Below are 25,364 nucleotides of genomic sequence, written 5' to 3' on the forward strand. Positions count from 1 at the left end.
AATATATAAACATTCCTTTTTCTGCACTACAACTTATAATTATCATGCCAATCTCGTCCCAATGGCATCTAATCACCGATTATAGTACAGCTAACTTCTTTATCCTCTATTAATAACAAATTTGTGTTTTTTGTTTGCACTCCAACAGGTAAATAAGTTCGTTTTGGTTTAATCATACTAAAAAAAGAACAGCAACAAAACCCCAAGAAACTATTTTGCTATTTCACCGAAATGTTTTAGATCAATCGATTGATTTGATTAAATAAGGCTAATTATCGACGACTAGAATACATTTTTGGATTTTCCCACCCTATTTCCGTACGCAAATGTTACATAGATAATTTTATAAAACTTCTTATATTAGGGCTTTACAACCTAATTTTCTAGTACTTATAATAAAGAATATGTTCACAATCTTGTTATCCTCCATCTTACTTTCCAGCGGTACGGTAGCTAAACCAGATACGTTAAAACCTTATGGAGCTTTGCCAACCGAACGCCAATTAAAATGGCAGGAGATGGAGACCTACTGCTTGATCCATTATACGCCAACGACTTTCCAAAATAAAGAATGGGGTTATGGTGATGCGCAGCCTGCTTTGTTTAATCCTTCGGCATTTAATGCAAATCAGATTGCCAAAGCAGCGGCAGATGGAGGTTTCAGAGGCCTGATCAGTGTTGCCAAACATCATGATGGATTTTGTTTATGGCCAACCAAAACAACCTCCTACAGTATTGCCTCCTCTCCATGGAAAAATGGAAAAGGCGATATGGTAAAGGAATTTATGGAAGCAACAAACCGTAATGGAATGAAGTTCGGTGTATATCTATCAGCATGGGACCGTCACGATGAACATTATGGTACACCAGCTTATGCCGATGCCTACAGACAGCAACTGACCGAATTGATGAGCAATTATGGGCCCTTGTTTACTTCTTGGCATGACGGTGCAAACGGTGGTGATGGTTACTACGGTGGACATGAAGGGAAACGGATCATTGACCGGACAACCTATTATGAGTGGCATGAGAAAACTTGGCCAATTGTGCGTAAACTTCAACCTAATGCGGTGATTTTCTCGGATATTGGTCCCGATATGCGCTGGGTAGGTAATGAACATGGTTTTGCTGCCGAAACCTCTTGGGCGACATTTACACCAATAGGGCTCAATGGAAAAGTAGCGGTACCCGGAGCGACCGAATCGCATAATGCCGAATCGGGTGACCGTAATGGAAAATATTGGATTCCCGCAGAATGTGATGTTCCCCAACGTCCGGGATGGTTTTATCATGAGGAACAGAATAGCCGGGTGAAAACACCCAATCAACTGTTTGAAATCTATCTGAAATCGGTTGGTCGAGGTGCCAGTATGAATCTTGGTCTAGCACCAATGCCTTCAGGTACACTTCATGAAAATGATGTGAAATCCCTAAAGGCTTTTGGTAAAAAGATCAAAGAAACTTTCCATACCAATCTAGCAAAAGGTGCAACCATCACAGCCTCAAATACACGTAATGCTGATACCAAAACATATGCGACATCGTTGATTACGGATAATGACCGCTATAGCTATTGGGCTACCGATGATACAAAAACTTCGGCTACACTTGAAATTAAGCTAAAGTCAGCGGCGACATTTGATCTTATTCAATTGCGTGAAAACATTAAATTGGGACAACGGATTGACAGCGTTGTTGTGGAACAATGGCGTGACAACACCTGGAAACCCTTGGCTAAAGCAACTAGTATTGGTGCGAATCGCTTGATAAAACTTGAACAACCAACGACAACGGCACGCTTACGGTTACATATTTATGCTCCGGTAGCAATTACCTTAAGTGATTTTGGCCTGTTCAAGGAATATAATGAATCTTTTGCCTTTGATACAAAAGAGCTTAAAAAACAAACGGGCTTTAAATTAAAAACCGGAGCATCGAACAATACGGTGTACATGAGCGATGGTAATCCAAATACCTTTGCAACTGTAAGTGACCAAGGAGTCTTGGTTATTGAAACAAATGGCCAAACCTCGGGTATTGGTTTCCTGCCGCGTCAGGATAAAAAGACCGGCGGTATCCCGACGAAATACAAAATCTCAACCAGTGTAGATGGTAAAAAATGGATAAGCGTCAAAGAAGGCGAATTCTCCAATATCAAAGCAAATCCAATCTTGCAGCAGGTATTTTTTGAAACAAGCAATAATACCAAGTTTATCAAATTTGAACCAACGCAATTTATTGAAGGGAATGAGCTGACAATTGCTGAGCTTGAACTTTATGGTAAATAGAATTTTAATACTTTTCGTGGTCTGCATCTGTCAGACCACGCTTTTGTTTGCGCAACAAAATCCACTCCGTCTTTGGTATAATAAGCCTGCCAAAATCTGGGAAGAAACTTTACCGCTGGGCAATGGACTAATTGGTATGATGCCTGATGGAAATCCAACGAAGGAAAAAATTGTACTGAATGAGATTAGTATGTGGTCTGGAAGTCCAGAGGATCCTAATAACTATGACGCGCACAAAAATGTCAATGCCATTCAGGATTTATTGAAAGCGGGTAAAAATGATGAAGCCGAAAAATTGGTCAATGAAACTTTTGTCACCAATGGCAAAGGTTCAGGCTTTGGGAATGGCGCTAATGTTCCTTTTGGCTGTTATCAGTTACTCGGAGATCTACTTTTGCAATATGAACTGCCATCTTCTTCTATTGAAGACTATACAAGATCCTTGGATCTGGCCACGGCGACAGCACAGACTTCTTTTCGTGCCGGAAACACAAAAATTCAACGTACCTACTACACCTCCTTTGACAAGAATGTCGGTGTTATTCAATTAAATCAGAATAGCGATGCCAGACAGACGGTCGGTATTTCTTTTGAGCGGAAGGAGAATATAGACCGCTACAGCCTGTTGGATGATGGTATTTTGATCGAAGGGTCGCTGCCGGATGGTAAAGGGGGCAAGAACCTGAAATTTGTCGGGTTATTGAAAGTACATGGTAAAAATCTTCAGGTCAACAGAAAAGATCAGGTACTGGAAGTTTCGGCGGCAGGAAACCTGTCGATCTATCTCACGGCGAGCACATCTTATTATGGAGAGGATCCACTGGCAACTACCAAAACGACTATTGCAGCCGTACAGTCGTCCAATGCAGCCAAAATGTATAGCAATCATGTGGATTCCTATCAACGGATTTTTAACCGGGTGGAGCTTAACCTTTTTGGAAATCGCTCAAATGCAAATGTTCCAACCAATGAACGGATTGCTAATTTTTATAAAGACCCAACACAGGATCCAGATTTGGCAACGATTTATTATCAGTATGGTCGTTATTTGAATATTTCAAGTTCAGCGCCGAAAAATACAAATGCGCTTCCGCCAAACTTACAAGGATTATGGGCCAATCAGATCCAAACGCCTTGGAATGGTGATTATCATCTAAATATCAATGCGCAGATGAATCACTGGGGGGTGGAGGTAAACAATTTAAGTGAATATCATCAACCTTTTATCGAACTGATAAAACGGATCGCAAAAACAGGAGAGCAAACTGCAAAAGCCTATTATAACGCACCTGGATGGGTTGTTTATATGATGACCAATATCTGGGGATATTCAGCTCCGGGTGAACAGGCTTCCTGGGGGGCAAGTACAGCCTCCGGTTGGTTGTGCAATCACCTGTGGGAACATTATCTTTTCACAGGAGACCAGGGGTATCTGAAAGAAATCTATCCGATACTCAAGGGTGCTGCAGAATTCTACAACCATACATTGGTGCAAGATCCCAAAACAGGATGGTGGGTTACTTCACCATCAGTATCACCAGAAAATGCGTTTCGGATGCCCAATGGAAAGGTCGCAGCGGTGGTGATGGGTCCCACAATCGACAATCAGATTGTACGCGAGCTGTATCAAGCCGTTATTCAAGCAGACTCTATTTTGGCTGTCAAGGATAGTTTTGTAGCTAGCCTGAAAGGGAAATTAAAAGAGATCCCACCAGCAGTAGTGATTAGTAGATCTGGACGTGTAATGGAATGGCTCGAGGATTATCAGGAGGTTGAACCCAAACACCGTCATGTATCCCATCTTTATGGTCTGTATCCTGCAGCATTTATTTCTCCCCAAACGACTCCGGCTTGGGCTGAAGCTGCACGAAAAACGCTTGCTATCAGGGGAGATGAAGGTACAGGCTGGTCAAGAGCCTGGAAAATATTGTTTTGGGCAAGATTGCAGGATGGTGATCATGCCCTAGAAATCCTTCGTCAGTTGCTGAAACCAGCCTTTGTCAGTGAAACAACCTATCAGGGTGTGGGTGCCGGTACCTATCCCAACTTATTCTGTGCCCATCCACCGTTTCAGATTGATGGCAACTTTGGCGGCGCCGCAGGTATCGCAGAGATGTTGATTCAAAGCCACAATGGCTATATTCATCTGCTACCAGCTCTACCTAAAGCTTGGTCTAAGGGACAGATCAAAGGGCTAAAAGCCCGAGGGAATTACACCGTGGATATGAGTTGGGAAAATGGGAAAATTGTCAAGCTTAACATAAAAGGAAAAAAAGGAAATGTTCGCATATTTGAAAACGGAATCTATAAGGACTATAAGGTCCGTTAGCTATTTTTGCTTTCTATTTATTTTTCTGGGAACAACTGCTTGTTCCCAGAAAACAGACAAAGCTAAAAAAGAAGAGCTTTTGAAAACGTTCGCTTATAAAATTATTGGGCAGACAAGTGCTGCGGAGGGAAGCTCGGTGACCCTCATCGATCCAGAAAACAAAATGCAGCAGTTTACAAAAACAAGTGTAACGAACGGGCAATTTGTCTTGGAAGGTGAATTGGCAATGACTGGTTTTTATGGGATTCAGATCAGTGGCGGAGAGCCTTACATCCTGTTTTTGGAAGGTGGAAGTGACTATGAACTGAAGGAAAATAAAGGACGCTTTAACTTGACTACAACCTCCAGTAATGCAACGGATTTTGTTCAGTTTACAGAACAATATCAACAGCGTGAAAAAGAAGAGAAATTGAAGGAGGAAAATAAGACGGCCCGAATTAGTGGATTAAATGGTCAGCTCTCAGCGATGGCCTTGCGCAACGATGGATCGTACGAGAAAACTATTGATGAAATACAACGGTTGTCGACTGGCAAACCTTATAACATCCGCAATTTATATGCTGACTTTATTCTTGATAGTACACATCAATCGTCTTTGGTTCTCCCTTACTTTTTCAAATATGTCTCCATCGATGCGGATAATTTTAAAAAATTTGATGCCGCCTTGCAACGCTTCGATGCGACACTGCAAAAACATCCTTATTATAAATTTGCGCGTGAGAAAGTAGACCGGGTGAAAGATTTTTATGAGAATATGCCTGTCTTTCCACCTATCACGCCAATGAATGTCCAACGGGATTCGTTAAAAATCAATGAATTTTCAAATGCCAAAATGTTGATCGCCGCGTTCTGGAAAGCAGCCAGTAAATACAGTGTTTCAGATGTTACTGAACTACGCAAAAAAGAGTCACAGTTAAAGGCAATGGGAGTGCGGGTTATTTATTTTTCCTTGGATGCTGATCAAGATGCTTGGATCAAAACCAGCAACGCGCTCGCTTTGGGGCCTCATAGCTATTATTTGAATACTAATGATCGGGCAACAATGGAAAATGACTTTGGTATAGACCGTTCACCAAGTTATTTATGGATCAATCCACAGACGTTCAAAATCTTGTCGCTCACTGGTGAAGATCCGACCTTACCACAGTTTATCCGTAAGGTCAACCAGTTTTTGGCGAAAAATTAACGATTATTGTCTTGAAAAATGGTATATTTGAATTAACGGTTTAATATTTGTTATTTCAATAGACGATGAAAGTTGTTCAATTTACAGTTCCGGTGGTTTATCAAGGATCTATTTGCGTGCAAGAGGATATCTTGCCCTCCTTCTATAGTAATTACCATCGGCATAAAGAGATCCAATTGACCTATATCTTAAAAGGACGGGGGACCTTTATGATCGGCAACTTTACCCATAGTTTTGAAGAGGATGAAATCTATATCGTTGATGCAGATGAACCACATATGTTTAAAACAGGAGAGGACATCAAGGACGGCATTCATGCCATTCATATTTTCTTCGACTATGAGCATTTCAAATCTTTTTTGGATTTCCCTGAATTTGACGATGTCAAATATTTTTTGGAACACATCAATGTCAGTAAGAAACTGGATGCCGAACATGCTATTGCCCTCAAAGATAAATTTGTACAGATCAATACAAGCGCCGGAATAGATCGCTTATTATCCTTTGTAAAACTGATCAATTTTTTGAGTAAAAAGGTCGATCAATGGACCTCCCTATATACGGGAATTCCCCAGAAGAAATTTTCGGACGCGGAAGGCTTACGTATCAACGAAATATTTCAATATACCTTTCAGCATTTTGGTGATAAAATCTCGCTTGAAGATATCGCAGCAGTAGCTCACATGACTCCCCACGCATTTTGTAAGTATTTTAAAAAACACACCCGCAAGACTTATGTGACCTTCCTGAATGAAATCCGAATTGAACGCGCCTGCAAGATGTTGATTGACGAGTCCTCTGAAAGTGTTTCCAATATTGCATTTAAAACAGGGTTTAACAACGTGGTCAATTTTAATAGGGTATTTAAGAAAATCACAAAGCATTCCCCAAGTGAATATGTGCAGGAACATCGGATGCGGGATTAAGCCATCGTTGGTACACTGAAAATATTGTTCGAAAAGACGTGCGTAGTATGACCTTACAGATCCCGTCAGTGGACAATATCGGAGAAGCACTCGGCAATAAAATGTAACGATTAGGGATACGAAAACCTTAAATTTGGAGTCTAACGATTGTTACTCCGATGAATAAAAATTTAATTTTTGTCCTGTTTGCGTTATTGGGCTATCTGATGCCTGCAACAGCGCAATCTCAAAATTTCAAGATTGACACTTTGCAATACCAAGGGACAGCCCAAAATATAGTAAACCTGGTCATTTTGGGCGATGGTTATACAAAAGATCAACTAGACGATTATGCAGAAGATTCCAAGCAGTTCATAAACTATTTTTTCTCAATAGAACCTTTCAAACAATACAGCAGTTTCTTTAATGTATTTGCGATTCGGACGATATCTGAAGAATCCGGTGCTACGCATGATTGCAAAGCAAGTGACTGTGTACACGGTGACACCGATCTTAGCAAATACCCAAGCCGTTACAATAAATTCACTAGAGATCATGCTGTACCAGTCACGCATCCCAATACTATTTTTGGAAGCAGTTTTGACAATGGTGGACTGCACCGCCTTGTGGTGCCTCAAAAAAATGAGCGTATTGAAGAAGTGTTAAAAACACATATCCCCAATTATACACAAGTTGTAGTATTGGTCAATTCACCATTTTATGGCGGATCGGGAGGGAAGTGGGCCACCTCAACGGTCAACTTTAAAAGCAATGATATCGCTGTCCACGAGATCGGGCATTCGTTTGCTCAGCTGGCTGATGAATATTGGGCAGGAAATCAATATGCCATTGAATCTGTCAACCGCTCGCAAACGGCCGATGTAAATACTGTCCCCTGGAAACATTGGATTGGAAAAGATGGCGTAGGTATCTATTCTTATGGCGGGAAGGGCTCTCCTTCCAATTGGTTCAGGCCACATGAGTATTGTAAAATGCAATATCTTGTGGCTCCATTTTGCCCCGTCTGCCAGGAGCAATTTGTGGCTTCAATCAAACAAAAATCTAACCCTTTTATTGCTGTAAAACCAGTATTGAATAATGTATTGACCATAGATAGCATTCAGAAATTTACATTACAGCTAGCAAAACCATCCCCAAATACATTTAAGCTGGTATGGTCCTTAAATAATGAAACCATCGCCCATGACATCGATTCAATCTATTTGGATCCGGGAATGTTGCGCATTGGTGCGAACGAATTGAAAGTGATTATTCAAGATACAACAGATCTGCTCCGCGATCCGAAGTATGTAAACCATAGGGATTCCATTGTATGGAAATTTAATCAGCTTAAATCCAATGAACTTGCGAAACCCATCAATACTTGGGGTGATACACTCGAAACTTGCTTTGGTGGAGATCAGGTGCTTACGGTTAAAAAGCCTATCGCTGGACTTGTCTACCGTTGGTTTGAAACCCAAACTGCTGCACCTGTCGGGACGGGAAACAATATGGTGATCCAAAAGGTCTCCGCGTCCAAAAAATATCATGTCGTCGCATATTGGAAAGACAAGCATTCAGTGCAATCGGAGGTCTTATTGAAAACACTGCCAAAACTAGAGAAACCCAAAGATATCCGTATCAAGATCAACAAAAAGAAAAATAAGGTACAGTTGGTCATACAAGATAAAGTGGATGCACGTTACAATTATATCTGGTCAGATGCAGATGGTAAACCAATCTACGAATGGGACGAATTCAATGGAGAATATGTACGCCCAACGGGTGCAAATACGATGCTTGTGTTAGAACGAACTACTACCAAGCGGAAAGTTTACGTCCAAAAGGTAGACAAAGAAACAACCTGTAAGAGTGATCGGGTGGAAGTAATTTTTTAGTTACACTATTGATAGCTAGTGATTTATAAGTTAATTTTAATCTGCCGGTTAGTTAACTTATAAATCATTCATAATTATGAAAAAGAAAACCCAGTCTACTTGGGGAGTTTTTTCGTGCCTATTCATCGTGATTTTAGCCGTAGCACCATCCTGTAAGAAAAATGCAAAACTTCCTGATGAAAGCAATGAGAAAACGCATGCAGTAACCTTCAAGATCAAGGATTTTGAAACGATTGTCACCTCCCTGAAAGCACAATCGTCCAGGTTTAAAAGTGCTTCGACTACCGAAAGCACAACAGAAAATCAACTCCTCTACCATTGGAATTTTGATAATGGTAATGCTGACCCGATCATGGCGCTTGAGGATGCGGCTGTCATTGACTACAACAATGGTAAGACCGACTATAGCTATGTCGCCGGCTGGCCGACATCCGGAAAAGGTATTAGTTTCAAAGGGGCCAAAGAGGTTCTGATCAAGATACCTGGTTCGGGTATCGCGACGTTGACAAATCTGTCTTTTGACGCCAATAGCTCCGGAACTGGACCTCGTGCTCTACTGTTGAGTTATTCAACAGATAAAGGTGCAACATTCAAAAATCTCTCGGATACCCTACATTATCCGGCAAATATCACGACTTCGGCCAAGTTTGCAGTGGAACAGTCGCTTCGGGCGATTAACCTGGTCGCAGCTCAGGGATGTTGGTTAAAAATCGCCTTATTTTCGGGCAATAGGGAAGGAGCAAGTAACTACAACGAGAGTACAGGGACTTTTAAAATGGACAATGTCAAGATTATGGGGACGACAGATCAATCGGTTCTGCCCGATAAATTGTATTACCATATCTTCGATGCCAATAGCAAGCTGCTGGTGAAAGCGGGTACACTCAATGCAAAAGAAAAGTTTAATATCGCTTTACCGATGGGAACGTACTACCTGAGCCTACTATCCAAAAATTCAGGTCTGCCCTTATTGCTTCCGGCATCCGTGACGGATCTTAGGAGTCTTTCGGTGTCTAATGCTTTCAGTGAGCAGTCTGCTGAAATATTTGCGGTACGCGATACTTTTGATGTGAAAGAATCTATGGAAAGAGTATTGACGATGAACCGTATCTATAGCGAGGTTAAATTTGAATGCACGGATGTCGAAGGGCTGGATCTTGTCGACAGCATTCAGATCAAACAGCTGCATAAACTCTTCCAATATTATCCTTTTGCAACTGGGGCAGATGAACAAGTGGATAAGACTATCTTACGTATTATTCCCAATTTCAGTAGCAGCTCGAAAAGTTTTGTTTTTAATCAGTTTATGGGTGATCTCCCAGAAAATAAGATAGTCAAATACGAGTTGCACATTTTCAGAAAGGGGGAACTTATGCGCACATTTGACCTGGACAGTGAAATTCGAAATAATGTACAGCTTCTATTTAAGGGAAAACTGCTCGATGGAGCAAATGGAAGTCAAGGTTTTCAGGTGATGAAAAATGAAAAATGGCGTGATAATGTGGTCATAGAATACTGATTAAAAAAGTCAATCCAACGCGCCAATTTGAATTAAATAAAATAGGGTTATCCAGTTCGGGCAACCCTATTTTATTTAATTTTATTCGTATCCCCTTAGCGTCTTTTTGATAGACTATTCTCTGTAAGGGGCTTTTGCTTATTTGTTATAGCAATTTTTTTAGCAAAGTATTCCAACCTGCTAAATCATTTAAGATTCGTTCAAGATCAGCGATCGCTACGCGCTCTTGTTCCATGGTATCACGGTGACGGATTGTTACGGTATTATCTTCCAAAGAATCGTAGTCAACAGTAATACAGATTGGCGTACCGATTGCATCCTGGCGACGGTAACGTTTTCCGATCGCATCTTTTTCATCATATTGGACATTGTAATCCAATTTTAATGTATTCAGGATCTCACGCGCTTTTTCTGGTAAACCGTCTTTCTTCGTCAAAGGCAAAATAGCAGCTTTCACTGGTGCCAATGCTGCAGGAAATTTCAATACAACACGAGAATCTTGTTTCTCTGCTGTAGAAAGATCTTCTGTTACCAATGAATTACATAGAACAGTTAAGAACAAACGATCCAATCCAATGGAAGTCTCGATGACATAAGGAATGTAATTTTGATTGATCTCCGGATCAAAATATTGCATTTTCTTTTTCGAAAATTCCTGATGCTGTTTCAAGTCAAAATCCGTACGGGAGTGGATACCTTCCACTTCTTTAAATCCGAATGGGAAGTTAAACTCGATATCCACAGCTGCATTGGCATAATGCGCTAATTTATCGTGGTCATGGTAACGGTAGTTAGCCGGATCAAATCCTAGCGCTAAATGCCATTTTAGACGTGTTTCTTTCCATTTGTTGTACCATTCCAGTTCAGTGCCCGGACGGCAGAAGAATTGCATTTCCATTTGTTCAAACTCACGCATACGCATGATAAACTGGCGTGCAATGACTTCGTTACGGAAAGCTTTTCCGATCTGAGCAATACCAAAAGGAATTTTCATACGACCTGTCTTCTGAACGTTCAGGAAGTTAACAAAAATACCTTGAGCAGTTTCCGGACGAAGATAAACCTGATCTGCCCCATCTGCCATGGCACCCATCTGCGTAGCAAACATCAAATTGAATTGACGTACTTCAGTCCAATTTTTGGTGCCTGAAACCGGACAAACGATATTATGCTCTTCAATGATTGATTTTAAACCAGCAAGATCGTCCGCATTTAATGCAGTGTTTAATGCTTCTAAAAGCGCTGCTGCTTCTTTAGTCTTTCCGTCTGCTTCATAACGTGCAATTTTGTCTTCGATCAATTGGTCGGCACGGTAGCGCTTTTTTGAATCTTTATTATCGATCATTGGGTCATTGAACCCATCCACGTGACCAGATGCTTTCCATGTGGTTGGATGCATGAAAATTGCGGCGTCAATACCGACAATATTTTCGTGCAATTGCACCATGGATTTCCACCAATAAGTCTTTAGGTTGTTTTTAAGTTCAGAACCTAATTGACCGTAATCGTAAACGGCACTTAATCCGTCATATATTTCGCTCGATTGGAATACAAAACCGTATTCCTTCGCGTGTGATACTACACTTTTGAAAAAATCGTCTGTCTGTTTGCTCATAAGTGGCAAATATAGATATTAGTATTTAGATTTTAGATATAAGATTCTAGATATGAGATATTAGATCCACATTGCCATCCAAATGAAGTTGACATAATAAAATAGCATTCGAACCCCGACATCAATATAGGCTATTAAATGCTCAAATCGCGTATCTGTTGGGATGCATTCTTATTGTCTACTTTTTTGATGATGTGCTGAATGATACCCTGCTCATCGATCACAAAGGTCGTCCGTGCCGTACCCATATATTTTTTTCCGTACATGTTTTTTTCTACCCATACACCATAGGCCTCTACAAGGCGTTTGTCTTCATCCACAAGAAGTTGAAATGGTAGCTCGTGTTTGGTGATAAACTTTTGATGTGAAGCCTCATTGTCCACGCTAACACCAATAATTTCAAAGCCTTCTTTTTTCAGTGATTGATAGTTGTCTCTAAAATTGCAGGCTTCGGTCGTGCAGCCCGGAGTATTGTCTTTCGGATAAAAGTAGAGAATCACTTTTTTCCCTTTGAAATCTGAAAGATGGACCGTTTCACCATTTTGATTTTTTGCACTGAAATCCGGTGCCTGTTGTCCTATTTCTAGTGTTGCCATATGTAGTTCTATTTAGCCTATTAAGATACAATATTATTCGATGAAAATCCAGCATGTGCATTAGACTTGTTTCTAAAAATGATCCAAGAATAAAAGCACATGAAGGATGTACCACGCACAGCAGATAAACTATCTGCTGAAAGAGGCTTCGTATGTTTTTAAATTTCCTTTATTGTCTTTGACCTCTAATTTGAAACTGTGGGTGCCGCTGCTCAGATTGGATTCAAAGTCGTGCCACAGGTGTCTTGTTTTGGGATCATATTTCATCAGGGCCCATTTGCCATCTATATAGGCATCGAAGGTATCTATTCCTGAAAGATTATCACTGATGGTAAAATCTATGGAGCGTTGATTGGATACATTCTTGCCATTGGTCAGGTTACGTGCACTGATGGTTGGGGCAATGGTATCAACAGCCACATAAAAGCCGCCAAATTCGCGCACATTGGCAACAACCCAGCCATTTTCGTATTTCCCACCCTGCGCTCCACCATCCGTGGAGACGATCAGCGCCTTGCTATACAAGCTCTCTGGTAAACTATAGTCTGGTTTGATCATCAGTTTGTAATAGCCGAATACAGGTGTATAGGCGTTGTGGATATAATGCACCGCTGAGTAGCCTTTCGCTGGTTTAGCGCCTTGGGAATAATTGAAATAAAGGTCGTTATAGAGGATGTTTTTACCCATATAAACGCGAGCGTTTTCAGCCTCATATTTGTTTTCATCAGCATAATGAAACATTTTGAGCCCTTCGGCTGACTTACGGCTGATCGCTAAAGAAGGATTGTTCTGTACCTTAAAATTGAGTTCGCTTTTATTGCCCTGTACATCTTTGACGACATATTTTACATCATGCACCTCATTATCCTTTAATTCGATTATACCCTGATTGTCCAGTTGTTTGTAGATATTGATCGGATTATTAGGGTCTTTAAAACTCTTCTGAACACGGACGCCAGATTTCTTCAGATAAGGGTAGTCTATATACGATTGAATCGCACGGGTCTGGTCAAAGGGGATGGATTCGAAGAGTATGGTGCTGATATTTTTGTTGTCAAGGAATAGTTCGATCGAATATACACCATAGGTAAAGGAAATACCACCACGTCTGTCTACGGTATTGATACCAAGACCAAAGTTGCCATTGACCGGAATAGGGATACCTGATGCCAAACTATAATTTCCATCACCGATGGATCTGATTGTCTGATGTCTGCGTGGGGTGTTCTCATCAAAAATTTCACGGCCAAGGTCATAAACCGTTATACCTCTGATCAATGGTTTTACACCATCTGGAAATAACAGCCCAAATAATTGGGGATTTAATGGCAGCTGTGCTTTGGTGTCGCGAATCTCAAAATGCAGGTGCGGTCCTGCTGAACCACCTGTATTTCCTGAGTTGGCAATAAATTCACCTTTTTTGACGGGTACCTGATTTGGTTTGAGAAATACATCAACATCAAAACGTTTTTGTTTGTACTGCTCGTCTTTTATAATTTTTGCCAGATCAGCATTGAAGCTCTCCAAGTGCATATACACGGAGGTATATCCATTTGGATGGTCAATATACACGTAATTTCCGCCGCCACCGATCTGTACACGTACACGGGACACAAAACCTTCCGCTGCCGCGTGTACAGGGATATTGATGCGCTGCTGGGTGCGATAATCGTCGCCACCATGGAAATGCGTTGCACGCAACTCACCAAATGAGCCCGATGCCTGGGGAGCGATATCCATTGGTCGTACGAAATAATTCTGCGGATAATTGCGACTTTTGATAATATCCTGTGCTTGGACGAGGCTAAAGGCCAAGGTCAATACACCAAGTAAAATTGCTGTTTTTTTTATCATTTCCCCTCCTTATTTGATTTTACAGCTAAACATCTTTTGTTCCCCAATAAATCCTTCCAATAGATCGCCAATTGCGACGGATCCAACACCAACCGGGGTACCGGTATAGATTAGGTCACCTTTGCGTAAGGTGATAAATTTAGATGTATAGACAATTAGGTCTTCAAAGGAGAAAATCATATCCTTAGTATTGCCCTGTTGGACAGTTTGTCCATTTTGTTGCAGAGAGAAATCAATAGCATCGACAGCGCTGATTTCTTCTTTCGGGATTAAATTGCTGATCACAGCGGAATGGTCAAAGGCTTTTGCCAGTTCCCAAGGAAGACTTTTTGCTTTGAGCTCCTGTTGCAGATCTCTTGCGGTGAAGTCGATTCCCAAGCCAATAGCATCGTAATACGTTGACGCAAATTTCGGCGTAACATGTTTTCCTTCCTTACAAACCCGGAGAACAACTTCGGTCTCAAACTGAATGTTTTTGGAAAATTCTGGGTAATAGAAATCTTTATTGTCCTTTAAAACCGCGGTATCGGGTTTTAAAAAAATAATGGGATTTTCGGGTACTGGATTATTGAGCTCTTTCGCGTGGTCGATGTAATTTCGGCCGATGGCAATTATTTTCATTGTATAAGTCTTTTAATGCGATGAAGCTTTCAGATTTTTTGCGCTTTATTATGATGGCAACTATTCACCGTTTACTTTTTAGTTATTAATGAATTTATCATACTCATGCTGAATAAATCATGAAGATTTCATGCGTGTCTATTTTTCTGAATGATATCGGAACATTTCTCAAGAGAAAGACGAGTTTATGGGCATGATATGCCCGCTCGCTTGCTTGAAAAAACAAACTTAGCAAATGTCCTAGGCTTATCCAAAAATGATCAACACCAACCAGGAATATCATACCTATAAACTTATTTATTTATATAGGTTTTAGTTAGGGTTTATTTAGGTTTTAGTTAGGTTTAGTTTAGGTAATAGCTAACTAAAATCTAACTAAAACCTAAATTAATATTAACTTAAATCTAAACTAATGAAAACTTTAATTAGAATTATTTGTTGAGTTGGAAACAGAGAAATTACAAGTGAACCAAGAACTTTACAAATGGCAATATTAGAGGATGGCCCCAATGGTGGTTTTCGGGGCAAAGTAGGATCAGTATATGGATATAATCTTAAAGGACAATGGATTATTCGAGGTGCCAGGAGGAAAAGTAATAAACCTCCGACTGCGGCACAATGGTTACATCGCCAAAAACTAAAATTGGTAGGAAAGTTTTGTGGGGAAAATAAGCCTGTTTTCGATTTTGGTTATCGGTTTAAAAAAGACAAAGAATCTAAATATGGTGCATTTCAACTTGCTCAAAAACATGTTTTCAACGAGGTAGTGACATTTGATGCTGATAATAATCCACTTGTGAATTTTGAAAACCTAAAAGTATTTACTGGGGAACTACTATCTCCCAAGAGTGCAAAGGTAAGTTTCAAAGACAGTCGTATAGATTTGGAATGGATACCAAACCCAGCTTATAATGATGAAATCTATAAGTTGAATCTGGCGTTCGTTAGCTTAAAAGATCTTTGCTCACTAAAGTTGGCAATTGCAAATGCAGCAGATGGGCAATGCTCAATGGAGATACCAGCTGAATTGAATAAGAAAGCGGAGTATCATGTGTACATCGGTTTTTGGAATACATTTTATAATGAAATATCTGATTCCTCTTATTGCGGGTTGCTTCGATAGGATTTTTCAGGAGACTTGTGTATCTTTAACACTATGAATAAACTACAAGCCGTATTGTTTGATTTGGATGGTACATTAATTGATTCGGAATATTTCTATTTTAAAAATTGGGCACCTATCTTAAAACAAGAATTTGATCTGCAGATAAATTATGAAGATTGGATTAGGGATTTTGCCGGCCATACCTTAGCACATAATGTAAAACGTTTGGTTGAAGACTATGGGTACGATACAACCGAAGAGTACATGTGGAAAAGGACGCGTGCCGCCTATGCTGATTCTAATATGAGTGATATCGAATTGATGCCTTTTGCCAAGGATATTTTGGAATACCTCAAAGAAAATAACATCCGGATTGGCCTAGTGACCTCAAGTTACCGCAGTACAGTGGATACAGTTTTGGGAAAACATGGACTGTTGGATTACTTTGAATTTTTTGTGACAAGGGAATGTGTGGAGTTTCCGAAGCCTAATCCGGAGCCTTATCGTTTGGCACTATCAAAACTGGATTTGCCAGGATCGTCCTGCGTCGCGATTGAAGATACGATAACAGGCAGTAGGTCTGCGTTGGATGCTGGTTTGCAGTTGATTGCTGTCACAAAACAGGAGGTGGAACGCGCTAGACTAACAGCTGTGGATAACATTGTGGAAAACTTACAGCAGGCGAAACAGCTATTATCCGACTGGATTTAAGGGTAATCGTATAATTTAATCGTTTTAGCATTTGTAATTTTATTCGGATATATGTAATATTACCGAATTGTAAAGGGAACTCTGATTATGAACCGTAGAACCGCAATAAAGCAATTTTTCATTATCGCAGGCGGACTGACTATTTTGTCATCCTGTCTGAATGATGGTGGTGCATCTATTGTATTAAATAAGCTGAAATTGTCAGCAGAAGATGAGCAGTTTTTGGCTGACCTGGTGGATGTCCTTATCCCGAAAACGGATACTCCGGGTGGGAAGGATCTGAACCTGCACCTGTTTGTGATCAAGATGGTGGATGATTGTGAGTCGCCAGAAAACCAGGAGAAATTTGTTTCTGGTTTTAACAAACTAAGAAAACAGCTGAATCTGGCCAATGGCAAAGAGACAGAAAATAAGTTAGCTAACCTGACCGATAAAACGGATGAAAAGATTTTTTTTGAAATCTTTAAATCACGTGCGATCCAAGGCTATATGAATTCAGAATATGTGATGAAGAATAAGGTGATCTATAAGCTTATTCCGGGACCGTACAATGGTGCGGTGAAAATTAATGGATAAATCCAATATGGCAAATCTAAATATTGACAGTGAAAAAAATAGGACCTATGATGCTATCGTGATAGGTTCAGGAATTAGTGGTGGCTGGTCTGCAAAGGAATTATGTGAGAAAGGACTAAAGACCCTAGTATTGGAACGTGGCCGTGATGTACAGCATATTAAGGATTATCCAACCACGAATATGATGCCTTGGGAGTTTGAACATCGGAATGAGATGCCTTATAAAGTGAAAGAGGAGAATCCGATTGTCAGCAAATGTTATGCTTTTCATGAAGATGCCGCACATTTCTTTGTAAAGGACAATGAGCACCCTTATATACAGGAAAAACCTTTTGATTGGATCCGAGGATATCAGGTTGGCGGGAAATCTTTGTTATGGGCGAGACAGACGCAGCGTTGGTCCGACTTTGACTTTGAAGGTCCCGCACGTGATGGTTTTGCCGTAGATTGGCCTATACGCTATGCTGATCTAGCTCCTTGGTATGCATATGCAGAGAAGTTTGCCGGCATTGCTGGGGATCATGATGGACTTCCAGAGCTGCCAGATGGTGAATTTTTGCCCGGTTACCCGTTAAATATTGTAGAGAAGTATTTTAAAGAGAAAGTTCAGAAAAAATTCCCGGAACGTAAGGTGATCTCGGCACGTTGTGCACACCTTTCCAAACCCAACCAGATTCACATCGATCAAGGCCGTGTCCAATGCCAAAATCGTGTGCTCTGTCAGAGAGGATGTCCTTTTGGTGGGTATTTCAGTTCCAATGCAACTACAATTCCTTGGGCCGCTAAAACCGGAAATATGACCCTGCGTCCACATTCGGTGGTTCACTCTATCCTATACGATGAACAAAAAGGAAAAGCTGTAGGCGTTCGAGTCATTGATACAGATACCAAAGAGGAGATTGATTTCTATGCAAAATTGATTTTTGTCAATGCAGCTGCCATCAATACCAATCTGATCTTGTTGAATTCCAAATCTAACCGCTTTCCGAATGGTTTGGGAAATGACAGTGGTGTATTGGGAAAATATGTCGCTTTCCACAACTATAGTGCACGTATTTATGCCGAATACGAAGGACTGTTGGATTATACTGCGGAGGGAAGAAATCCTGCCGGCGGTGGATACATTCCTCGCTTTCGCAACCTACATAAACAGGAAACAGATTTCTTACGTGGCTATGCGGCGGGTTTTGGTGCATCACGTAGCAAAGAATCAGATCGCTCTGGTCTAGGATTAGGATTAGGACTTAAAGAGAACCTATTAAACCCGAAATTGGGTATTTGGCAGGTTGGCTCACATATGATGGGTGAGACAATACCAAAAGAATCAGGTATGGTGTCTCTAGATGCTAATAAAACAGATGATTGGGGAATTCCATTGTTGAAGATTGCCGTCGATTATGACGACAATGACGAAAAAATGAAAAAAGATTATATTGCGGTCATGACCGAAATGTTTACCGATGCTGGCTTCACGAATATTCGGCCAGACACACATTGGCAGGCTCCGGGGCTGGACATCCACGAGATGGGCGGCGCACGTATGGGACACGATCCGAAAACATCTGTATTGAACAAATGGAATCAGATGCATGCGGTAAAAAATGTTTTCGTTACAGATGGTGCCTGCATGACTTCAACATCAACACAAAATCCTTCATTGACCTACATGGCCTTCTCAGCACGTTCCGTTGATTATGCCATCAGCGAAATGAAGAAGGGAAATATATAGTTTTAGCTGGGAAAGATTTTGGAAATAAATCTTTCCCAGTTGAATTTAAAATACTAAATTACAACCTTAATTAAGATATTAAAACCAGAAAAACATAACCAAAGAGGAAAAGAAAAAACAGAAATTAAACAGTATAAACCAAACGAACAAACCAAAAAATTTTACAAAAAAAGCAAAAGCGATTTAGCATTTTTTCGATACTTATAGCGATCAACCAAACTGAGATAAAATTGATGCTTTAAAGGAGAAATAGATGTTAAATTGAAAAATTATAATGGAAGGGATTATGAGCTAAAACTTTTTGTTATAATCGATTATAAGGGAAAACTAAATTAAACTAAACGTTTCTAGTATCTTTTTGCTAAAACGTTTTTATAAACCAAATCACTATTAATATGAGCACAGTTGACGTAAAATCATTTGTGCAGCTTGGGAAAAAATCAAAGTTATTTTTCTCATTGGCTGTCATTGCTGGTACATTTCAACAAGTCAATGCCGCTGTAGCAACTTCAGCAAATTACGAAGGTAAATCCTTTGTAAAAGAAGTTCGTAATCTGCAGCAGCAATTGAAAGGAAAAGTACTGGATGCTACCGGAAAACCTCTTGTAGGAGCCTCTGTAGCAGTTAAGGGAACCTCAAATGGTACCCAATCAGACGCACAGGGGAATTTTTCTGTGGAAGCAAAGTCTGGTGATGTGCTGGTTGTTACTTCGGTCGGTTATAAATCGAAAGAGGTGACAGTTGCCGGTGCTACCATCACTGTACAATTGGAAGAGGATCAGGGCCAATTGGATGAAGTCGTTGTTGTCGGTTACGGTACGATGCGCAAATCGGATGTAACCGGTTCCATTGCCATGGTCAAAGGAGCTGACATGATTAAAGATCAAAGTTTTAGCCCTTTAGACGCCTTGAGAGGTAAAGCATCAGGGGTAAACATTTTCTCCAATTCGAGCCAGCCTGGCGCTTATGCGAATAGGGTGGTGATTCGTGGTGTTGCGACAATCAACTCCTCTTCAAACCCACTATATGTAGTGGATGGTGTTGTGATGGAAGATTTCCATTTGCTGAATCCGAATGATATTGAAAACATCGAAGTATTAAAAGATGCGTCTTCAGCAGCGATCTACGGTGCTCGTGGTGCGAACGGTGTTATCTTAGTAACAACAAAACGCGGAAACAAAGATGGGTCTAGAACAATCAGTTACCAAGGATCAGCAGGCGTAAGTTCTGTACAACGTTATATGGATGTACTGAACGCTAAGGAATGGGTCGATGCCTTTATGATTGGTCTGGAAAATGAAAATAAATATGCTGCTAAGTTTCTAAAAGATCGTGATAAGAACTGGACGCCTTGGTCGCTAAATAAAAAAGACTGGTTCAATGATCCGAATTATTTTGATGCGAACGGGAACCCTTTATATGATACCGATTGGCAGAAGGAGGCGACCAGAACAGCTATTTCCCATAATCATCAATTGAACGTACAACAAGGCGATGAGAAATCATCTGTAGGTGCCTTCTTAAATTACACGGATCAGCAGGGTGTGGTAAACAATACCTGGAATAAGCGTGTAAATGCTAAGATGGCTTATGATGCGAAACCTACCTCTTGGTTGTCCACGGCTATCAATTTGAGTGTCAACCACACTTGGGGTAGATATACACCAGAAGATGGCGGTGGCCAGGAGGCGCGTCGTACCATGATAGAAATGATCCCATGGTATCCTATTTATGATCAGAATGGTAAGTATACCAGTTCGTCATCGTCCACAGTATCTGAAAAATTAGGATTTGAAGGAATGGCTAATCCGGTATCAATCTTGGATCAGCAAAAACGGATGCGTTATAATACACAGATCTTTGGAAATGCGGCATTGACATTTCACCTCGCTGATGGCCTGGATCTGAAAACGCAATTGGGTATTGATAGTCATCGAAAAATCTATAAAGGCTACTCTTCTATATCCTTGAACAATATTTCTCAACCCAACGGATGGGCTGAAATCAATAATACCAATACGTTTTATTGGCAAGAGGAGACTTATTTGACCTATAATAAACAATTCGATAAACATCGGATCAATGTGATGGGTGGTCTTTCATGGCAAGCGAGAACCTATGATAATGACCGTTCGCGGACGACAGGTTTCTTTGATGATTTTTACGAGTATAACAACCTAGGTATTGGTGTCACACCTGACCCACCAACATCAGCTTGGAATAGATGGGCAATGAACTCCTATTTCGTGCGGGCAGCTTACTCGTATAATGACCGATATTCAGCAACGGTTACGGGACGTTATGATGGCTCGTCAAAGTTTGGAAAAAACAACAAATATGCCTTTTTCCCATCCGTCGGTTTTGCATGGAATGCGTCTAATGAGGATTTCTTGAAAGGAAACGAATCTATCAGCAATCTGAAATTCCATACGAGCTTTGGTATGACAGGTAACTCCGAGATCGATCCATACAAGTCATTGGCGATCGTGGATGCCGGGACAATATTACTGAACAATGTCAGAGCACCTTATTCCTTTGTGAATACCATTGCTAATCCCGATCTAAAATGGGAAAAAACTGCGCAGTTTGATGTTGGTGTAGAATTGGGACTATTTCAAAACCGCTTGAATTTTGATGTATCCTATTACCGCAAGAAAACCACAGACCTGTTGTTAGATGCGCCTTTACCAACGGCCTCTGGATTTGGTACCGTGATGAAAAATATCGGATCTGTCCAAAACCAAGGTATTGATTTGATGATCAATGGAACGATTGTAAATAATGAGGACTTTAATTGGAAAGCATCCATCAATGCCAACTATAATAAGAATAAGGTATTAACGTTGGGAGAAAATAATGCAGATATCCTGATGAATGGCTGGGTAGGTGGTGCCAATAGCATTATTCGTGTTGGTGAGAACTTAAATAGTTTCTACGGCTACAGAAGGTTGGGTGTTTATACACAGGCTGATGTGGATGCTGGAAATGCGAAACTGGAAGATATTGGCCGTGCGAAACGTACCACTACAAAAGAAATCATCGGTAAAGGTCTGCCTGATTGGACAGGAAGTTTTGTCAATAACTTGCGCTACAAGAATTTTGATTTTACCCTCGATCTTCAATTTGTGAAAGGGGTAGAGATTATGCAACAATTCTTCCACTCTACCTATGACCGTTTTGGTATTACCAATGGGTTGAAGGAAATTTTGACAGATGCGTATAATGGTTCCAATCCAAATACCAAAGAACAAGCTATCTATCTGACGAATGGTGGACACCGTGGACAGGACTCCAATGTGGATGATGCCTGGATCGCGGATGGATCCTACCTGCGCGTCAATTTAATTCAGCTTGGGTACACCTTTAAACCTGATGCGCTGAAACGTATTGGTATGCAGAGATTAAGAATCTATGCAAATGCGAATAATCCGTTCTTATTTACTTCGAACGATTTCAAAGGTTATGATCCAGAGAGTACTTCGCAAGGGGAAGGTAAATTTGGACAAAATATGACCTTTTTCGCATATCCAAGAGCAAAAACTTTCTCCTTGGGTGTAAATGTTACATTTTAATCTAGAACTTATCAAAAATGAAAAATAAATTATTTCTGTTGTTGCTAGCCGGCATGGCTTTGACAACATCTTGCAATAAATTTTTGGAGGAGGAACCGAGATCCAATTTATCTTTGGAACAGTATTATGCCAATGACGGACAAGCAACAGCTACGGTGAATTCGCTTTATCGTCGTGGGGCCCCACAACGTTATTCGGTTGCTGCGAGCGCCTATGTGGGACCAACAGCTTCGATAAATACCATGCTTACAGGTTATTTTATCAATACCTATGAAGGACAGGAGCAAATCTGTCTGTTTGCGAGACAGCTGACAAGACAGCAAAATACCAGTGTTGTATCGAGCACCATGAATACCATTTGGGATGAGAGCTATAAAGCGATTAATATTGCTAATGCAGGTATCAAATACATTCCTGGAATCACAATGGATGAGGCTAAGAAGAAATCTTTATTGGCTGAGACAAAGTTCTTTAGAGCATATAATTATTTTTATCTGGTCAAGACATTTGGCGCAATTCCGCTATCAGTAAAACCGAATGAGACACTGGCAGACGAGCTTTATTTAGATAGAACAGATGTTGCTAAGGTTTATGAGCTGATTGAAGCAGATCTGAAAGATGCAGTAGCAGATTTGCCAGCGCTTACATTTGCAAAAAATCAACACCGTGTTACCAAATATGCTGCGGCAATGACATTAGCCAATGTGTATTTGCAACAGGGTAAGTATGCTGATGCTGCATCAGCAGCAAAGATTGTTATTAGCTCAGCTCATAAGATGACCGATAACACAGATTTGAAACTGAATAGTGCTTATAATAAGTTGCGGACAACAGATGATTTAGAAGAGGTGATTTATGCACAAGAGTATGATGCGACCATCAACAATAGTGGCTGGTGGACAACCTATGCTTTTAGTTCTTCGGCGACTTCTGTTTTTGACAAATACTCAATTTTTGAACGGATCTATGGTCCGACAGATCAATTTTTGAATGTTTATAATGCGAAAGACCTACGTATTCAGCCAAATCAATTTTTCCATTGGAAATATACCAATCCAGTAAATGGTAAAACCTGGACTTCGGATGTACCGGGCATATGGTATTATTTTGATGAGCAAGCGGCAACGGTTACAGGACGTGGAACAAAGGACTGGAATTTTTACCGTTTTCCTGAGGCCTTGTTGATCGCTGCAGAGGGGATTGCGAAATCAACTGGCGTTAATGCAGAAGCAGCTGGTTATCTAGCTCAGGTAAAAGCTCGCGCAAATACAGAAGGAAAAACTGTTGCCGACTTGACAACAGAACTGCAAACATTATCCGCTGACGATTTTGTCAAGGAATGCTGGAAAGAACGTTTACGTGAATTCCCATTGGAATTCAAAATGTGGGATGATATCTTACGGACGAAAATGTTCCCTGTAATCTCTACAACAGAAGCCGGAAAAATAGATTTTGTTCCTTTAGTCGGTGCAAAGAACGGATCCGGAGCAACGTTTAAAGAAACTGATTTGTTATGGCCAATTTCTCCTGATGAGATCCAACGTAACAATAAATTGACCCAGAATCCAGGGTATCAATAGACAATACATACCATAAGAAATGGCCGTCCTTATGATGGCCATTCCTTATTGAAAAAGTTACTGGTTTAAAAAATTAGCAATATATCAATAGGAGCTGTTTCCGGTTCCATTAAATCAATTGTCTATTAATCCCAACTTAAAGCGAAATCCGGGTTATTAGTATTCAAATAAAATAATAAATCACGGAAATCAGTCTATTATTGGCTACAATGTCTTTAAGAAAGCCGCTAGGATTTTTTCTAGCGGTTTTTTTATGCGCTAGATTCTTCTGTAACATGTTGGTTAGGTATATTAAATAATGTTTACTTAACATAATAGATAGAATAAAGTTTTTATTTTTGAATTATTAAGTCTTTGAAAGCTCAATAATTATGAAAATTAGAAATTTATTATTGCCATTCCTTTTGATAGGTCTATCTACTAGTGGCTCGATGGCACAAAGTAAAAAAATCAAACATGTCGTTTTAGTGGGATTCGATGGATTCGGTGCTTATGCCTTACCTAAAGCTGAAATGCCAAATCTCAAAATGATGATGCAGGAGGGAACTTATAGTACCCATGTGCGCACCGTTCTCCCTTCGTCTAGTGCAGTGAACTGGGCTTCTATGCTGATGGGGGCTGGACCTACAACACATGGTTATACAGAATGGGATAGTAAGACTCCTGAAATTCCGTCAACGGCTAAAACTGAAAATGGGATGTTTCCCTCTTTGTTTAATGCTGTAGCTCAGAAAAATCCTAAAGCTCAATTTGCTGTTGTACATAGCTGGCCTGGGATAGGGTATTTAATTGATAATAAGGTGGTCCAAAAAATAATTAATACGAAGGATGATGACGAAGCAGCATTGAATACTAGCATCGATATCATCAAAAAAGAGAAACCGACTATTACTTTTGTGCATTTCGACCAACCTGATGGCGTTGGTCATAATATAGGGCACGATACGCCAGAATACTACGCTGAACTAAAAAATGTTGACCGACGGATAGGGACCTTACAACAAGCGGTCAAGGACGCTGGTATCGCTGATGAAACGATCTTTGTTGTCGCTGCGGACCATGGCGGGACGGGTAAAGGACATGGTGGCAAATCGTTGGCAGAAGTTGAGATTCCTTGGGTTATGACTGGACCCGGGGTACCAAAAGGTAAAGAGATCAAAGGGACGGTCATGATTTATGATATCGCACCTACATTAACCTGGTTGCTTGGCGCACCGCTTGATGCTGCTTGGCGTGGTCAGGCAATAAAAGCTTTTCAGCAATAGCATACATTTGCCCAA

General features: G+C 40.5%; 17 protein-coding genes. 13 read left to right on the top strand and 4 right to left on the bottom strand.

Annotated features, from left to right (window positions below):
* The first annotated feature begins 404 nt into the window (after positions 1 to 404).
* The 6 genes from AC07UV_RS21625 to AC07UV_RS21650 all read left to right on the top strand — a co-directional run bounded on the left by AC07UV_RS21625 (position 405) and on the right by AC07UV_RS21650 (position 10,125).
* Positions 405 to 2,288 carry an alpha-L-fucosidase gene (locus AC07UV_RS21625; protein WP_495185253.1) on the top strand — a complete coding sequence of 628 codons (1,884 nt, stop codon included), beginning with the start codon at positions 405 to 407 and terminating at the stop codon, positions 2,286 to 2,288.
* Entirely contained in the window at positions 2,278 to 4,617 is a 2,340-nt protein-coding gene (locus tag AC07UV_RS21630) for a glycoside hydrolase family 95 protein (protein WP_495185254.1), read from the top strand. Before AC07UV_RS21625 ends, AC07UV_RS21630 begins: the two co-directional genes overlap by 11 nt.
* Positions 4,618 to 4,696: 79 nt before the next feature.
* Positions 4,697 to 5,803 carry a hypothetical protein gene (locus AC07UV_RS21635; protein ID WP_495185255.1) on the top strand — a complete coding sequence of 369 codons (1,107 nt, stop codon included), beginning with the start codon at positions 4,697 to 4,699 and terminating at the stop codon, positions 5,801 to 5,803.
* 65 nt (positions 5,804 to 5,868) lie between these two features.
* Entirely contained in the window at positions 5,869 to 6,729 is an 861-nt protein-coding gene (locus AC07UV_RS21640; protein ID WP_120260239.1) for a helix-turn-helix domain-containing protein, read from the top strand.
* A gap of 158 nt (positions 6,730 to 6,887) precedes the next feature.
* Positions 6,888 to 8,606 carry a M64 family metallopeptidase gene (locus AC07UV_RS21645; RefSeq protein WP_495185256.1) on the top strand — a complete coding sequence of 573 codons (1,719 nt, stop codon included), beginning with the start codon at positions 6,888 to 6,890 and terminating at the stop codon, positions 8,604 to 8,606.
* A 76-nt stretch (positions 8,607 to 8,682) separates the two neighbouring features.
* On the top strand, positions 8,683 to 10,125 hold the full coding sequence (locus AC07UV_RS21650; protein ID WP_495185257.1) for a hypothetical protein: 1,443 nt from the start codon (positions 8,683 to 8,685) through the stop codon (positions 10,123 to 10,125).
* Positions 10,126 to 10,270: 145 nt separating this feature from the next.
* On the opposite strand, the gene AC07UV_RS21655 is transcribed toward AC07UV_RS21650, so the two are convergent.
* The 4 genes from AC07UV_RS21655 to AC07UV_RS21670 form a co-directional block, all read right to left on the bottom strand.
* Positions 10,271 to 11,740 (bottom strand): glycine--tRNA ligase, encoded by a 1,470-nt coding sequence (locus tag AC07UV_RS21655; protein WP_495185258.1) that lies wholly within the window; start codon positions 11,738 to 11,740, stop codon positions 10,271 to 10,273.
* Between the two features lie 134 nt (positions 11,741 to 11,874).
* Positions 11,875 to 12,336, bottom strand: a complete 462-nt coding sequence (bcp, locus tag AC07UV_RS21660; RefSeq protein ID WP_495185259.1) for a thioredoxin-dependent thiol peroxidase — start codon at positions 12,334 to 12,336, stop codon at positions 11,875 to 11,877.
* A 129-nt stretch (positions 12,337 to 12,465) separates the two neighbouring features.
* The gene (locus tag AC07UV_RS21665) at positions 12,466 to 14,190 is read right to left on the bottom strand and encodes a M23 family metallopeptidase (protein ID WP_495185260.1); all 1,725 of its coding nucleotides are present in this window, start codon (positions 14,188 to 14,190) and stop codon (positions 12,466 to 12,468) included.
* 9 nt (positions 14,191 to 14,199) lie between these two features.
* Positions 14,200 to 14,811: a fumarylacetoacetate hydrolase family protein gene (locus tag AC07UV_RS21670; RefSeq protein WP_495185261.1), complete on the bottom strand. Its 612-nt coding sequence runs from the start codon at positions 14,809 to 14,811 to the stop codon at positions 14,200 to 14,202.
* Positions 14,812 to 15,295: 484 nt separating this feature from the next.
* Here AC07UV_RS21670 and AC07UV_RS21675 point away from each other — a divergent pair, with 484 nt between their 5' ends.
* The 7 genes from AC07UV_RS21675 to AC07UV_RS21705 all read left to right on the top strand — a co-directional run bounded on the left by AC07UV_RS21675 (position 15,296) and on the right by AC07UV_RS21705 (position 25,349).
* Positions 15,296 to 15,934 carry a DUF6266 family protein gene (locus tag AC07UV_RS21675; RefSeq protein WP_495185262.1) on the top strand — a complete coding sequence of 213 codons (639 nt, stop codon included), beginning with the start codon at positions 15,296 to 15,298 and terminating at the stop codon, positions 15,932 to 15,934.
* Between the two features lie 33 nt (positions 15,935 to 15,967).
* Positions 15,968 to 16,627, top strand: a complete 660-nt coding sequence (locus AC07UV_RS21680) for an HAD family hydrolase (RefSeq protein WP_495185263.1) — start codon at positions 15,968 to 15,970, stop codon at positions 16,625 to 16,627.
* Between the two features lie 87 nt (positions 16,628 to 16,714).
* Entirely contained in the window at positions 16,715 to 17,203 is a 489-nt protein-coding gene (locus AC07UV_RS21685; RefSeq protein WP_495185264.1) for a gluconate 2-dehydrogenase subunit 3 family protein, read from the top strand.
* Between the two features lie 7 nt (positions 17,204 to 17,210).
* Positions 17,211 to 18,932, top strand: coding sequence for a GMC oxidoreductase (locus tag AC07UV_RS21690; RefSeq protein WP_495185265.1), 1,722 nt, complete (start codon positions 17,211 to 17,213; stop codon positions 18,930 to 18,932).
* 395 nt (positions 18,933 to 19,327) lie between these two features.
* On the top strand, positions 19,328 to 22,504 hold the full coding sequence (locus AC07UV_RS21695) for a SusC/RagA family TonB-linked outer membrane protein (protein WP_495185266.1): 3,177 nt from the start codon (positions 19,328 to 19,330) through the stop codon (positions 22,502 to 22,504).
* Between the two features lie 17 nt (positions 22,505 to 22,521).
* Entirely contained in the window at positions 22,522 to 24,084 is a 1,563-nt protein-coding gene (locus AC07UV_RS21700; RefSeq protein WP_495185267.1) for a RagB/SusD family nutrient uptake outer membrane protein, read from the top strand.
* Between the two features lie 371 nt (positions 24,085 to 24,455).
* Positions 24,456 to 25,349, top strand: a complete 894-nt coding sequence (locus AC07UV_RS21705) for an alkaline phosphatase family protein (RefSeq protein ID WP_495185268.1) — start codon at positions 24,456 to 24,458, stop codon at positions 25,347 to 25,349.
* Positions 25,350 to 25,364 lie beyond the last annotated feature (15 nt).

This window comes from Sphingobacterium sp. GW821-FHT03E03, from assembly GCF_059420745.1.

Excerpts from the sequence above, each read along its gene's own strand:
- AC07UV_RS21625 (WP_495185253.1), top strand. The coding sequence starts at position 405 with ATGTTCACAATCTTGTTATCCTCCATCTTACTTTCCAGCGGTACGGTA.
- AC07UV_RS21630 (WP_495185254.1), top strand. The coding sequence starts at position 2,278 with ATGGTAAATAGAATTTTAATACTTTTCGTGGTCTGCATCTGTCAGACC.
- AC07UV_RS21640 (WP_120260239.1), top strand. The coding sequence starts at position 5,869 with ATGAAAGTTGTTCAATTTACAGTTCCGGTGGTTTATCAAGGATCTATT.
- AC07UV_RS21645 (WP_495185256.1), top strand. The coding sequence starts at position 6,888 with ATGAATAAAAATTTAATTTTTGTCCTGTTTGCGTTATTGGGCTATCTG.
- AC07UV_RS21650 (WP_495185257.1), top strand. The coding sequence starts at position 8,683 with ATGAAAAAGAAAACCCAGTCTACTTGGGGAGTTTTTTCGTGCCTATTC.
- AC07UV_RS21655 (WP_495185258.1), bottom strand. The coding sequence starts at position 11,740 with ATGAGCAAACAGACAGACGATTTTTTCAAAAGTGTAGTATCACACGCG.
- bcp (WP_495185259.1), bottom strand. The coding sequence starts at position 12,336 with ATGGCAACACTAGAAATAGGACAACAGGCACCGGATTTCAGTGCAAAA.
- AC07UV_RS21665 (WP_495185260.1), bottom strand. The coding sequence starts at position 14,190 with ATGATAAAAAAAACAGCAATTTTACTTGGTGTATTGACCTTGGCCTTT.
- AC07UV_RS21670 (WP_495185261.1), bottom strand. The coding sequence starts at position 14,811 with ATGAAAATAATTGCCATCGGCCGAAATTACATCGACCACGCGAAAGAG.
- AC07UV_RS21675 (WP_495185262.1), top strand. The coding sequence starts at position 15,296 with ATGGCAATATTAGAGGATGGCCCCAATGGTGGTTTTCGGGGCAAAGTA.
- AC07UV_RS21680 (WP_495185263.1), top strand. The coding sequence starts at position 15,968 with ATGAATAAACTACAAGCCGTATTGTTTGATTTGGATGGTACATTAATT.
- AC07UV_RS21685 (WP_495185264.1), top strand. The coding sequence starts at position 16,715 with ATGAACCGTAGAACCGCAATAAAGCAATTTTTCATTATCGCAGGCGGA.
- AC07UV_RS21690 (WP_495185265.1), top strand. The coding sequence starts at position 17,211 with ATGGCAAATCTAAATATTGACAGTGAAAAAAATAGGACCTATGATGCT.
- AC07UV_RS21695 (WP_495185266.1), top strand. The coding sequence starts at position 19,328 with ATGAGCACAGTTGACGTAAAATCATTTGTGCAGCTTGGGAAAAAATCA.
- AC07UV_RS21700 (WP_495185267.1), top strand. The coding sequence starts at position 22,522 with ATGAAAAATAAATTATTTCTGTTGTTGCTAGCCGGCATGGCTTTGACA.
- AC07UV_RS21705 (WP_495185268.1), top strand. The coding sequence starts at position 24,456 with ATGAAAATTAGAAATTTATTATTGCCATTCCTTTTGATAGGTCTATCT.